Origin of the sequence: Pseudolysobacter antarcticus, assembly GCF_004168365.1 — a bacterium.
GTDB classification, from domain to species: domain Bacteria; phylum Pseudomonadota; class Gammaproteobacteria; order Xanthomonadales; family Rhodanobacteraceae; genus Pseudolysobacter; species Pseudolysobacter antarcticus.
In genome coordinates this window covers 2,329,524-2,341,873 of the sequence record NZ_CP035704.1, presented here as the reverse complement: position 1 = coordinate 2,341,873, position 12,350 = coordinate 2,329,524, and the positions used below count along the sequence as shown (strand labels likewise).

The 12,350-nt window shown below is 57.3% G+C and carries 13 protein-coding genes; 2 read left to right on the top strand and 11 right to left on the bottom strand.

Annotated elements, in window-relative coordinates:
- Positions 1-49: 49 nt before the first annotated feature.
- Positions 50-904: a bifunctional methylenetetrahydrofolate dehydrogenase/methenyltetrahydrofolate cyclohydrolase FolD gene (gene folD, locus ELE36_RS09935; RefSeq protein ID WP_129832914.1), complete on the bottom strand. Its 855-nt coding sequence runs from the start codon at positions 902-904 to the stop codon at positions 50-52.
- A gap of 95 nt (positions 905-999) precedes the next feature.
- Here folD and ELE36_RS09930 point away from each other — a divergent pair, with 95 nt between their 5' ends.
- The gene (locus tag ELE36_RS09930) at positions 1,000-1,290 is read left to right on the top strand and encodes a DUF1244 domain-containing protein (RefSeq protein ID WP_129832913.1); all 291 of its coding nucleotides are present in this window, start codon (positions 1,000-1,002) and stop codon (positions 1,288-1,290) included.
- 47 nt (positions 1,291-1,337) lie between these two features.
- On the opposite strand, the gene moeB is transcribed toward ELE36_RS09930, so the two are convergent.
- The 10 genes from moeB to ndk form a co-directional block, all read right to left on the bottom strand.
- Positions 1,338-2,471 carry a molybdopterin-synthase adenylyltransferase MoeB gene (gene moeB, locus ELE36_RS09925; RefSeq protein ID WP_129832912.1) on the bottom strand — a complete coding sequence of 378 codons (1,134 nt, stop codon included), beginning with the start codon at positions 2,469-2,471 and terminating at the stop codon, positions 1,338-1,340.
- A 15-nt stretch (positions 2,472-2,486) separates the two neighbouring features.
- Entirely contained in the window at positions 2,487-3,731 is a 1,245-nt protein-coding gene (locus ELE36_RS09920) for a molybdopterin molybdotransferase MoeA (RefSeq protein ID WP_129832911.1), read from the bottom strand.
- Positions 3,721-4,311, bottom strand: coding sequence for a molybdenum cofactor guanylyltransferase MobA (mobA, locus tag ELE36_RS09915; RefSeq protein WP_129832910.1), 591 nt, complete (start codon positions 4,309-4,311; stop codon positions 3,721-3,723). The genes ELE36_RS09920 and mobA overlap by 11 nt, the downstream gene beginning before the upstream one ends.
- A gap of 32 nt (positions 4,312-4,343) precedes the next feature.
- The gene (gene der / locus ELE36_RS09910; RefSeq protein ID WP_129832909.1) at positions 4,344-5,741 is read right to left on the bottom strand and encodes a ribosome biogenesis GTPase Der; all 1,398 of its coding nucleotides are present in this window, start codon (positions 5,739-5,741) and stop codon (positions 4,344-4,346) included.
- 194 nt (positions 5,742-5,935) lie between these two features.
- A complete protein-coding gene (bamB, locus tag ELE36_RS09905; protein WP_207215902.1) occupies positions 5,936-7,105 on the bottom strand; it encodes an outer membrane protein assembly factor BamB in 1,170 nt (389 codons plus the stop codon).
- Positions 7,105-7,761 carry a YfgM family protein gene (locus ELE36_RS09900; protein WP_129832907.1) on the bottom strand — a complete coding sequence of 219 codons (657 nt, stop codon included), beginning with the start codon at positions 7,759-7,761 and terminating at the stop codon, positions 7,105-7,107. The genes bamB and ELE36_RS09900 overlap by 1 nt, the downstream gene beginning before the upstream one ends.
- Before the next feature lie 134 nt (positions 7,762-7,895).
- Positions 7,896-8,957: a helix-turn-helix domain-containing protein gene (locus tag ELE36_RS09895; protein WP_165371553.1), complete on the bottom strand. Its 1,062-nt coding sequence runs from the start codon at positions 8,955-8,957 to the stop codon at positions 7,896-7,898.
- 104 nt (positions 8,958-9,061) lie between these two features.
- Positions 9,062-9,838, bottom strand: coding sequence for a type IV pilus biogenesis/stability protein PilW (gene pilW, locus ELE36_RS09890; protein WP_129832905.1), 777 nt, complete (start codon positions 9,836-9,838; stop codon positions 9,062-9,064).
- Positions 9,825-11,003 (bottom strand): dual-specificity RNA methyltransferase RlmN, encoded by a 1,179-nt coding sequence (gene rlmN, locus ELE36_RS09885; protein WP_484573177.1) that lies wholly within the window; start codon positions 11,001-11,003, stop codon positions 9,825-9,827. The genes pilW and rlmN overlap by 14 nt, the downstream gene beginning before the upstream one ends.
- A complete protein-coding gene (gene ndk / locus ELE36_RS09880) occupies positions 10,966-11,394 on the bottom strand; it encodes a nucleoside-diphosphate kinase (protein WP_129832903.1) in 429 nt (142 codons plus the stop codon). Before ndk ends, rlmN begins: the two co-directional genes overlap by 38 nt.
- A gap of 341 nt (positions 11,395-11,735) precedes the next feature.
- Here ndk and ELE36_RS09875 point away from each other — a divergent pair, with 341 nt between their 5' ends.
- Positions 11,736-12,347, top strand: a complete 612-nt coding sequence (locus tag ELE36_RS09875) for a TetR/AcrR family transcriptional regulator (protein ID WP_129836772.1) — start codon at positions 11,736-11,738, stop codon at positions 12,345-12,347.
- Positions 12,348-12,350 lie beyond the last annotated feature (3 nt).

The window sequence follows — 12,350 nt, the reverse complement described above, 5'->3', positions numbered from 1 at the left end:
CATGCAGATGTCGATACTCTGCATGCAAAAACGCCCGCTTACTCACGGTTCAGTCGAAGAATTGCTCGGCAGCTTCGAGGGTGTTGTCAATCAGCGTTGCGACCGTCATCGGTCCGACGCCACCCGGCACCGGCGTGATCCACGATGCGCGTTCGGCCGCAGCGGCGAATTCGACATCACCCGCCAGCGTGCCGTCAGCCAGGCGACTCAGGCCGATGTCGATCACCACGGCGCCGGGCTTGATCCACTCGCCCTTGATCATGCCCGGCTTGCCGACCGCGACCACGACGATATCGCCCTGACGCACGAATGCCGGCAAGTCTTGCGTAAATTTGTGACAACATGTGGTTGTGGCGCCAGCCAGCAGCAACTCGAACGCGAGCGGTCGGCCGACATGATTGGAGACGCCAACCACTACGGCGTGGCGTCCGCGCACGGCGCGATCGGTATGCGCCAGCAAAGTCATCACGCCTTTCGGTGTGCACGGACGCAGGCCACGCTGACGCAACGCGAGCCGACCGATGTTCTCGGCACGAAAACCGTCCACGTCCTTGCGTGGGTCGATGCGATTGATAAGGGCTGTGGCATCCACACCCGCTGGCAGCGGTAATTGCACGAGAATGCCATGCACGCTGGCATCGGCATTGAGCTGGTCGATCAGCGCGGCGAGTTCGGCTTCGCTGGTGCTCGACGGCAGATCGAAATCGCGCGAATGAAAACCGACACTGGCGCAGGCGCGCCGCTTGTTGCGCACGTAGACGTTCGATGCCGGATCGTCGCCGACCAGGATCACCGCCAGCCCCGGCGCGGTTTTTCCGTCAGCGATACGCTGCTTTACACGCGCGGCAATACGTTGCAAAAGTTCATCGGCGATGCGTCGCCCATCAAGGATATTGGCAGTCATGCTGGAACCGGATCGGAATAACCCCTAATTATCCACTGTCGACGCTCCCGCCTCAAATCGCATCGGCGTAAACTTTGCCGACAAAGGAGAAAACAATGAATACGACCGAACTCGAAGCCGCTGCATTTCGCCGATTGGTGCAACATCTGAATACACGCACCGACGTGCAGAACATCGACCTGATGATACTTGCCGATTTCTGCCGCAATTGTCTGGCCGACTGGTATCGCGACGCTGCGATGGTGCAAGGTATTGAATTGAGCAAGGACGCCGCGCGCGAAAAAATCTACGGCATGCCGTTTTCCGAATGGAAAGCCAAGTACCAGCGCGAGGCAACACCGGAGCAATTATCCGCGTACGCGGAACGCCAGAAAAAACACGATTGAACTATCGAGGTTGGCCGCGATATGTGCCGGTTTTCAGTCGGCTTGGATCAGTCGGCTTGGCAAACTTTTGCGATGTCTTCGTAGCTGCTGAAATGCGCGTTCTTACCACAGCCCGGACATTGCGCATCACGCGGCAACCGCAGTTCGCGAAAACTTGCCGCGAGTGCATCGAAGCATAATAGCCGTCCCACCAGAGGCGCGCCGATGTCGAGCAGCAACTTGATGGCCTCGCTAGCCTGCAGCAGACCGATGATGCCGGGCAATACGCCAAGCACGCCGGCTTCAGAACAATTCGGCGCATCTGCGGCACTTGGCGGCTCGGGGAAAAGGCAGCGATAACACGGCGAATCGGCGTGGCGCGAATCGAACACGCTGACCTGCCCGGTGAACCGATGAACCGCGCCATACACGAGCGGCAGTTTGAGTTGCAGGCACGCGGCATTCAGTAAATAACGTGTGGCAAAATTATCCGCGCCATCGATCACGACATCCGCGCCGTGCAAGAGTGCTTCGACATTGCCGGCGTGCAGTCGCTCGTTGCGCAGATCAAACTGCACACGCGGATTCAACGCGTGCAGCGCGATACCCGCAGATTCGACTTTGGCAACGCCAACGCGCGCATCGGTATGCAACACCTGCCGTTGCAGATTGCTGCGTTCGACGCGATCGTCATCGATGATCGTGAGCGTGCCGATACCCGCAGCAGCCAGATACAACGCGGCAGGTGAACCCAGGCCGCCCGCACCGACCAGCACGACCCGTGATTGCTGCAACTTCAGTTGCCCGGCCACGCCGATTTCCGGCAACAACAAATGCCGCGAATAACGATCTACAGCATCGGCATCGAGCGCACCGTGTTGCACCGGCAAGCCTTCGGCACGCCAGCGCGTGATGCCGCCAGCGATTGACAATACATTGGTGTAGCCGCGTTCGCGCAAGGTTTGCGCCGCGAGCAGCGAACGTTTGCCGGTGCCGCACAACGTGAGAATTTCCCGGTCGTATCGCGCCGCGTGATTGGCAATCTGCTCCGCAAGCAACGCTCGTGGAATGCCGACCGCATCGGCGACCGCATCCGCGGCGCGCTCGTCATCTTCGCGCACATCCACGATCAGCGCGCCATCGTATTGGCGTTGCAGCGCGGCACTCGGGGTAATTTCGAAGTTATCGGAAATCGAATTCATCACATTTATACGAGATCATATGAGGCCGGGCAACGGTAGAAATTCGACCACACTGCCCTGCGCCAGATCGTGCATGTCTTCGGGCACGATCAGCAAAACATCGGCTTCGGTTACGCCGCGCAGCATGCCGGAGCCTTGCTTGGCGAGCGGTGCGGCCCATAGCGTACCGTTTTCATCACAGATCAATGTTGCACGTAAAAACTCGGTACGCGAATGACGTTTTTGAATCGCGGACTGCAGGCGTGCGCGCCATGTTTTTCGCGCAGATTTGTTGATGCCAAGCAAGGTATCAAGCGCCGGTCGTACCAGACTCAGAAAGGTGGCGATGCCGGAAACCGGATTGCCCGGCAGCGAAAAAATCAGCGCCTGGCCGATGCTACCGAACAGGAACGGCATGCCGGGTTTGATACGTACTTTCCACAGATGAATCCGGCCAATTTCCGCGAGCAGACCCGGCAGATAATCCGCCTCGCCCGCCGATACACCGCCGCTGCTGAGCACGATATCGGCATCGCTCGCCGCCTGCTGCAGCGCTGCGCGCAGCAGCGTTGGATCATCGCGCAGATGCTGGTGCCGAAGCAGATCGACACCGAACGTTTGCAGCAGACCGCCCAAGCTGAAACGATTGCTGTTGTGAATCTGGCCGAAGCCGAGCGGCATCCCCGCCGCCGCCAGTTCGTCACCGGTCGTCAACAGCACGGCGCGGATACGGCGCGTAACCGTGATCCTGTCGCAGCCAAATGAAGCGAGAGTGCCGAGTTGCGCTGCGGTAAGCAGCGTGCCGGTGCGAAACGCGAGATCGCCGGCGCGATAATCTTCACCAGCAGGCCGCGTGTTGCCACCGGGTTTTTCACCGGCGTTGATCCAGACACGATCGCCGTCGACACGCACATTTTCCTTGATCACGACAGTGTCCGCGCCATACGGTATCGGCGCGCCGGTAGTGATGCGCACGCACTCACCCTCGCCCACCGAAAGTACGTTGTCACCACCCGCAAAAATCTGGCCAATCAGCTGCAACGCGCGTTCACCACTTTGCGGCAAATCGGCACCGCGCAAAGCGAAACCATCCATCGCCGAATTGGCGAAGCCGGGCACGTCGAATGGTGCATGGATATCCGCAGCCAACACGCGATGCAGCGCCGTTTCCAGCGCAACGGTTTCTGTGGTCAACCTGTGCTCAGCAGCGACCGCAACGATCAACTCACGCGCGTCCTGCAGACTCACGCCGGTTGCATATGCGGGTTGTTCAACACTCATGCCGGTTGGCCTCGAAGTCCAGAAAATCCTGCGGGGTATTCAGATTGACGAATGCAGCGGTTTGATCGGAAAAATCCACCGCAATGGCTTTGATACTTTCCTGCCATTGCCAGACGCCGATATTTTGCACCAATGCCGTCTGCGCGGACAAATTCAAATCGCGGTGATACAGCGCGAACAATGGCTGCCGACGTTGTCCGTCACGCACGAATGCTGCAGTGGAATTCGAGTCTTTGCAGGCCTCATACAGGCGTTGCGCAAGATCAAGCGGCGGCGTTGGACAATCGACCGGCAACGTCAGCAGCCAGTCATCTTTCAGCGTTTGAAAAGCACTGACGATGCCTGCTAGCGGGCCGGGAAAACCCGCGTTGACGTCGCACACGACGGGTGCATAAATTGCATAATTATCGACATGCCGGTTGGCGCAAATAGCGATTGATTGAACTTGCGCGGATACGCGCTCATAGACCCAAGCTATCAGCGGTTTGCCGAGCAGAAGTTGCAAACCCTTGTCGTGGCCACCGAGTCGTTTTGCGGCGCCGCCAGCCAGAATTGCCGCAGTAATCGACACGGAATTCATAGCGGCATAAAGCGTTCGCTATCGACGCTGATTTATTTACCGCGCACGTGGCGCACCAGACGTTTGCGCTTTTTCAACTGGCGGTCGTTGAGTTTGTTGTGGCGACCTTCGTACGGATTTTCGCCATCGCGAAACTCGATGCGCACCGGCGTGCCGACGAGTTTGAATTGCTTGCGGAAATAATTTTCAAGATAACGCCGATACGAATCGGCGATATGTTTGGTGCGCGAACCGTGAATCATGATGGTCGGCGGATTATGGCCGGCCGGATGCGCATAACGCAGCTTCGGGGCGTGACCGCGCACTAGCGGCGGTTGATGACCTTCGTAGGCCTTGATCAGCGCGCGCGTCAGCTCGGACGATGTCAAAATGCGGATCGCCGAAGCGTGCGCCTGGTTGATCGACTTCATCAGTTCGGCAATGCCCGAACCGTGCAGCGCCGAGATGAAAAGTGGTGTCGCAAAATTGACGAAGTCGAGTTTGCGATCCAGCGCCTTGCGACATTGATCGCGTTCGTAAACGCTGAGACCGTCCCATTTGTTCACGGCGATAACCAGCGCGCGACCGGAATCGAGTACGTGGCCAATCAGGGTTGCATCCTGTTCCGACACGCCTTCGTGCGCATCCAGAATCAGCACCGCCACATGCGCCGCGACAATCGATTGCAGCGACTTGATCACGCTGAATTTTTCGACGGTTTCTTCGATGCGCGCACGGCGACGCACGCCGGCGGTATCGATCAGCGTGTAGTGTTTGCCGTCGCGTTCGAGCTTGACCTTGATCGCATCGCGCGTGGTTCCAGCGATGTTGGAAACGATCTGGCGCTCCTCGCCGAGCAGGCGATTGACCAAGGTCGATTTGCCAACGTTGGGGCGGCCGATAATCGCCACACGAATGCTGTCGTCACCTATCGCCGGCTCGAGATCATCCTCGACGACGGGCGGCAGTCGCTGCTGAATCGCAGAAACCAATTGCAAGATGCCGCGATTTTGTGCGGCCGCGATGAAATGCGTCGCCCCAACACCGAGTGCGGAAAACTCCGCGATGGCGACATTCTCATCGATGCCGTCGATCTTGTTGACCAGTAGCAGCATCGGTTTGTCGAGCCGGCGCAACATGTTCAATACATCGCGATCGAACGCGAGCAGGCCAGCCTGAGCGTCGACCAGGAACAGCACGAGATCAGCTTCACCAATGGCGAGTTCGGCTTGGCGTGCAGTCAGGCCTTCGATGCCCTCGTCTTCGCCGGTCAAACCGCCGGTATCGATGGTGACAAAATGGCGTTCGCCAAGCTGGCACAGGCCGTAATGACGATCTCGCGTGAGGCCGGGAATATCCGCGACCAACGCTTCACGCGTGCGCGTGAGCGCATTGAACAAAGTGGATTTGCCGACGTTAGGACGTCCGACCAGGGCAACGACGGGCAACATAATTAACTATCCGAAACGCGCGCCGGCCGCCGCGCGGAGTGGCCGGATATTGAGAAAACCTGTACGCAACTGAACACATGATCGCACAACAAGCCAATATCAGCGCGCGGCACCGATACTGGCTAGATCGTACTGTGCAGCAAGACTATTGAAGTAAATCTCGAATAGCTACTCAGTGACAAGGAATGCGAGAATTATTTGGCGATGCGGTACGCGCCGAGTTCGCCATTGCTGGCTTGCACATAGACGGTGTTGCCGACCACCAGCGGTACGGAGTCGATCGGCTTTTTGGTCAGTCGCACGCGGGCGGCAAGCTTGCCATCGTTCAAATTGAGCCAGTGCACATACCCGTCGAAATCACCGACCACGATGTAGTCGCCCTGCACTGCCGGCGGGCTGAGCCAGCGATAACCAAGTACATCCTGTTTCCACAACGATGTCCCGTTATTGCGATCCAGCGACCAGATGTTCGAATCGACATCGTTGGCAAATACTGCTGCCGGAGAAATCGCCACACCGCTGTAGCTGGACAGATCGTGCGCCCATAGCGGACGCCCGTTGTTTCCCGCCAATGCCGTGATCTGGCCGCGATAACCCGCGGCATAAACTACGCCTGCATCGGCTTGCAAAATTCCGTCCACATCCTGCAGGCGCTCGATCTCTGTGCGACCTTCGCCGGTGGAGATAACCTGCTCCCAGACCTCCACGCCATCGGTCAGACGCAAGCCCACGACCTTGCCATTATCGCCGCCGGTAATGACCACGCCTTCGCGGATCAACGGGGCGCTGTTACCGCGCAGACTTAGCAGCGGTACGGTATTGCGATCAAAAATCCACTTGCGTTCACCATTGGCCGCATCAAATCCATACACGCGACCGTCATACGAACGCGCGACGACCATGCCGCCATCAACGGCCGGCGCCGAGATCAGTTCGGAAGATACTTCTGCGTGCCAACGCTCGCTGCCATCTGCGGGATTCAGAGCGAACAACGTACCATCCAGCGTACCCACAACGAGCAGTCCCTCGCCAATAGTCGGGCCAGCGGCATAAGCTATTTTTTTGTCTTTCTTTTCCCAAAGCGTGCGGCCCGTCGTTGCATCCAAGGCTTCGAGTACACCCGTGGTGCTGATCGCATACAGCTTGCCATCGGCATAGGCAGGTGTCAGATGCACACCGGTTTTCCTGGCGCCTTTACCGACCCCGGTGGTCCAGAGTTTTTCTACCGTTACCGTCGGCGCAAATTCCGTTAGCACCTTTGGTGGTTCGATATTTTCCTTGTTGCTGCCCTTGAAAGCGTTCTTGATCGCGGTACAGCCGCCAAGCAAAGTCGCCAGTAACAGAAAAGCCAGTGCGCGTTTCATCAGCCCTGCTTCTCCGCTTTCGCGCCGAGATTGGCGAGTTTCATTTCGACCACATTGCGATGTGGCGTACCGGCATCAACACCGTTCAGGGCTTCGGCGTAGGCAGTGCGTGCCTCGTCTTTGTGCCCCAGACCGACGTGGGCATCACCGCGCAATTCATTCACTAGCGCAGTGTAGGTGGTGGCTTTCGACAAGCCATCGAGCAAGGGGAGCGCCTCCTGGTATTTGCCGGTGGAAATTTGCAAACGGGCCAGGCGCGTGCCTACCAATTCCTTGAGTTCGGCGGGCGCGTGCTGATACGCCCAATCCATATTCTTGTACGCGGCATCCTTGTCTTTGTCGGCCGTGCTCAATGACACGCCAACCTGTTGCATTGCCGCGAGCGCGGCATAAGAAGTATCAGAATAATCATCGCGCAGTTTCTGCGCAGCCTGATTGACCACGTCGTAATTTTTCTTTTCCAGCGCGTCGGTCAGCGCCATATAGTGCGTGGCTGCTTCAAGCTGGTGCATGGCGCGATGGGTTTTCCATTGCTGCCAACCGAAAATCAGTAGAAGCCCCAGCCCTACGCCGATCACTATCGACAAGGCATTTTCGCGCAGCCATTTCTGCACCAGTTCGCCCTGTTCGTGTTCGTCCATTACCTCAAAAGCCATCGTTGTTCACCTGGTTTGAATCGAAAAGCTGCGCGGCAAATGCCACGCGCGGCTGCGACGCCCGAGGGGCGGTCGCTTGGAACACTAAGATTAGCAGGAAAGCGCAATTATATGCTTGCCCGCGCGATAGCCGTTCAGGAATCGCTATGGGAAGCCTTGTCGCTCTCGGAGAACAGCCTGAGGCGCGCGACATTCGAGTGCCGATACGGTGCGAGATCCATCGCGTGGCCGTCCACTTCGAGGGTCGCGCCATTGCTATTGCCGATACGAATATCAAGCGCGCCATCGCTGTAATATTCGTGTTGCGTTCCGGCGGGCAGCAAGCCGTAGTCCAGTCGTTTGCCTTCGGTCCCGAGAATTTCTACCCAGCTTTCTTCGGTCAGGCTCAGGCGCACATGATGGGCACCCGATTCCTTGGCGGCTACAATTGCCGGTGTGGCTGGTGATGCAGTTTGTACCGGGTTCAAAACCGGCGTGAACGACGCGATCAATGGTGCGTCGGTGCTAGTCGCATTCGCTGTGGACGTTGTGCCGCCCGGGAGCGCAAGCGGATTTAAGCCGCTAGGCGCGGGCTGCTCGCCCGGCGATTGTATTGCTGGCGTATTGCTGTCGACTAGCGTATTCAATGCCGAATTTTCAGCGGGTGTATCCAGCGGCGCGATACGTACCAGCGTTTGCTCCAACCCGCCGTGCGTCGTTAGCCAAACTGCAGGCACGACAATCAATCCGGTGAGGATCAGATAAATGGTCGGCACCGAATAGCGATTATACAAATAACGCGGATGCGAAATCGCACCGGTGGTGACCAGGGGCGGTTCCGTTTGCGCGGGTTCGACCAGTGTTTCAAGCAGGCTTGCGGGCAATGCCAGCAGGCGCAGATAACTCAGCATGTAGCCACGCAGGTAAATGCCGTTGCCGATGCGCGCGTAGTTGCCGGACTCCAGCGCTTGAACCACGGTAGTGGGGAGATGCAGCCGCACCGCGGCGTCGGTCACACTCCATGCGCGTGTTTCGCGTGCGGCCCGCAGGCGTTGTCCGAGATCTGGCTCATACGCGTGGACGTCGGGAGCAGCAGCAGGTTCTGCTGCAGCGGTCGCAATCATGTCGTGCGATGACGCTGGCGCAACCGATTCCGCATCAACCGCGGCCTCTGTTCCGGACGCATCAACGGGCTCACAATCGACAGGCGGATTCATGGTTTGGTTATCCACAGCTAACGGCAGATCGAGTTGAGCTTCATCGCATGCCGGCAGCAAGACAATGGACGGAGCAATCGCATTTTCGAATTCTGGCGTTGGATTCATGATGAAGGATGGCTGATTTCCGGCATGTGTGCCTGCTCGGAGTCTGGAAATTCGTCACGCAGGCGTTTGGCATATTCCTGCGCGGATTGTGTATTGCCTAATTGCGATTCGATATTACGGCCCAGCAACAATGCATCTGGCCCGCTTTGCTGAAGACTTTCAAACCGCTGCATGAAAGCCCGAGCATGGAAATAATCGGCTTTGTCGTACTGGATTTGCGCCAGACCAAAAAGCGATTCGCTGCTCTGCGGATTCAATTCCAAGGCCTTGCGAAAATCGGCTTCGGCGGCATCACGCTTGCCGGCCTTGGACATGCATATGCCGGCATTGGTATAGGCGAGTGCGGGCGTCTTGTAGAAAGGATCGGCGATCGCGCGCTGAAAATATTGTTCAGCCTGATCGTATTTCGCCGCCTTGCATAGAAACACACCGTAATTGTGGTTGGCGCCGCCGGATTTTGGTGCCAGTTCCGTCGCGCGTCGGTAGTGATTCTCGGCCTCGGCTGTATTGCCGATACGCTCATACAAAACCGCAATCACGGTGTGCACGTCGGCGTAGTTGGGGTCGTACTTCAACGCCTTCAACAATTTTTCCATCGCTACATCGAGCTTTCCCTGCTGCATGTAACGCTGGCCAAGATCGGTGTTGTCCTTGGCGGCTTCATGCATGTCGGAATTCTTGACATGTCCGCCAGTGCTCGCGTCGCAGCCGACCAGCAGCACGCAAAGCGCCAACGCAGCCGCGCGCACTAGGTGGAAGCTATGGAATGACATGCACTTCCGCTTCGATGCGACGGCGGAAATCCGCTTGGCGACGTGTGCGATCCATCACCTTGCCGACCAGTTGACCGCAGGCGGCATCAATGTCATCGCCACGAGTGCGGCGCACGGTCGCGATCAAACCGCCATCCATGACGATTTTCTGGAACGTGGCAATGACCATCGGCTCCGAGCGTTCGTACTTGGTTCCGGGAAAGGGATTGAACGGAATCAGGTTCAATTTTGATGGCACCCGACGCAGCAACTTGACCAGCGCGCGCGCTTGCTCCGGTTTGTCGTTGATACCTTTCATCAAGGTATATTCGAACGTGATCTGGGTCTTGGCCTTGCGCGCGGCATAACGCTGGCACGCAGCCATAAGTTCGGCAATCGGATATTTCTTGTTGAGCGGCACGAGTTGCGTACGCAGCTCGTCATCCGGTGCGTGCAGCGATACTGCGAGAGCAACATCGCTTTCCGCATTCAGGCGGTCGATCATTGGCACCAGACCGGCGGTCGAAAGCGTCACGCGACGGCTGGCCAGACCAAAGCCATAGTCGTCGCGCATCAGGCTCATCGCCGGCACGACGTTGTCGAAATTCAGCAGCGGCTCGCCCATGCCCATCATCACCACATTGGTGATGCGACGCGCACCGCGATGTTTGCTGCCGAGTGAATTTGCCGCGATCCAGACCTGACCGATGACTTCTGCCGTAGTCAGATCGCGGTTGAAGCCTTGCGTGCCGGTCGAACAAAAGCTGCAGTTCAGACCACACCCAATTTGCGACGAAACACACAACGTGCCGCGATTGGCTTCGGGAATGAACACGGTCTCGACCGCATTGCCGCCTTCCAATTCCAACACCCATTTGCAGGTGCCGTCACTGGATTGCTGCTCATGCAGGATTTTCGGCAGACGCAGTTCGGCGTGGGTATTGAGCTTGTCGCGCAAGCTCTTGCCGAGATCGGTCATCTGCTCGAAATCGATGACTTGCTGGTGATACATCCATTTCATCACCTGCTGGGCGCGAAATTTCTTCTCGCCGAGGCCAATGAAAAACGCCTCCAGCCCGGCTCGATCAAGATCGAACAGATTGGTCACGGGCTGGATGGCGGTCGTCACGGTTATATCCTGTCTGACATCAAGCGCGAGAGTTGACTTCGATCGCGGAAAAGAAATACGCGATCTCGTTCTTTGCGGTATCCACAGCGTCCGAACCATGCACGGCGTTGGCATCGATGCTGTCGGCGAAGTCCGCACGAATGGTGCCGGCGGCAGCTTCTTTCGGATTGGTCGCACCCATCAGGTCACGATGCTTGAGCACAGCGTTCTCGCCTTCAAGGGCTTGAATCATTACCGGGCCAGAAATCATGAATTCGACCAGCGCCTTGAAAAACGGGCGAGCACTGTGAACCGCGTAGAAACCTTCGGCTTCGGCACGGGAAAGTTGTTTCATCTTGGCAGCGACGATTTTCAGTCCAGCGGCCTCGAAACGAGCATAAATCTGACCGATGACGTTCTTGGCAACGGCATCAGGTTTGATGATGGATAGAGTGCGCTCCAGCGCCATGGGAACTCCGGATGTGTAAATGATGTGATCGAAATGTGAGGGCAATGGCGCCGCTATTGCAAGAAAATCATAAAAACTTGCTGCGATAGCGAGGGCTTAGCAGTGATACCCGTCGTGGATTCTAATTCATTTCGACAAAATTATTAAGCACTGATTTCAATTATTTACCGATTTCGCGCGGGTTTGACCTGTGCGGCGCCAGCTCTTATGCTTCAAACGTTCGTTTGATACGCCCTTGAAACTAATTCTTGGCGTGCCAAGCGCTGGGCGACGAAGATGCGCTACCGCACAATGCGCGACTCTCCGACCTTCCCCGATCCAGGAATTCCGACGTGAATACCATGCAATTCTCAACCAAGGAACGCATTCTCGGCGCCGCAGAAATGCTCTTTGCGCAGCATGGTTTTGCAGGCGCCTCCCTGCGTCAGGTGACCTCTGCCGCAAAGGTTAATCTGGCTGCCGTCAACTATCATTTTGGCTCGAAAGAAAACCTCATCAACGAAGTTTTTCGGCGACGACTCGACGAACTAAATGCACGGCGATTGAGTACCTTGAGAGCCGCGCAGACAGAAGCAAATCCACGCCTCGAAGACATTCTCGCCGCGTTCATCAAACCGGCATTGGCGCTGTCGCTCGATCGCAATGGTGGCGGTGCTTTTGTGCGTGTTCTGGCTCGCGCTTATGCCGAGCATAACGAAAGCCTGCGCAAATTTCTTTCGGATAATTACGGTCATGTCCTGAAGGAATTTGCCGCCGCGTTTGCCGCGTTGCTGCCAACGCTGGACAAGCAGGAATTGTACTGGCGCCTTGATATCGTCAGCGGCGCCTTGACGTATGCGATGGCGGATTTCGGCGTCATCAAACGGCGCGGCGCGGTTTCCGAACAAGCACATTGCGAACTCGCCGCCGAACATCTGATCAAATTTGCATCGGCCGGTCTGCGCGAACGCTAGACG

Coding starts and splice junctions, on each gene's coding strand:
- ELE36_RS09920 (WP_129832911.1), bottom strand. CDS start 3,731: ATGAGTGTTGAACAACCCGCATATGCAACCGGCGTGAGTCTGCAGGAC.
- ELE36_RS09900 (WP_129832907.1), bottom strand. CDS start 7,761: ATGGCTTTTGAGGTAATGGACGAACACGAACAGGGCGAACTGGTGCAG.
- mobA (WP_129832910.1), bottom strand. CDS start 4,311: ATGAATTCCGTGTCGATTACTGCGGCAATTCTGGCTGGCGGCGCCGCA.
- ELE36_RS09895 (WP_165371553.1), bottom strand. CDS start 8,957: ATGAATCCGCCTGTCGATTGTGAGCCCGTTGATGCGTCCGGAACAGAG.
- ndk (WP_129832903.1), bottom strand. CDS start 11,394: ATGGCGCTGGAGCGCACTCTATCCATCATCAAACCTGATGCCGTTGCC.
- der (WP_129832909.1), bottom strand. CDS start 5,741: ATGTTGCCCGTCGTTGCCCTGGTCGGACGTCCTAACGTCGGCAAATCC.
- ELE36_RS09930 (WP_129832913.1), top strand. CDS start 1,000: ATGAATACGACCGAACTCGAAGCCGCTGCATTTCGCCGATTGGTGCAA.
- folD (WP_129832914.1), bottom strand. CDS start 904: ATGACTGCCAATATCCTTGATGGGCGACGCATCGCCGATGAACTTTTG.
- pilW (WP_129832905.1), bottom strand. CDS start 9,838: ATGTCATTCCATAGCTTCCACCTAGTGCGCGCGGCTGCGTTGGCGCTT.
- bamB (WP_207215902.1), bottom strand. CDS start 7,105: ATGAAACGCGCACTGGCTTTTCTGTTACTGGCGACTTTGCTTGGCGGC.
- ELE36_RS09875 (WP_129836772.1), top strand. CDS start 11,736: ATGCAATTCTCAACCAAGGAACGCATTCTCGGCGCCGCAGAAATGCTC.
- moeB (WP_129832912.1), bottom strand. CDS start 2,471: ATGAATTCGATTTCCGATAACTTCGAAATTACCCCGAGTGCCGCGCTG.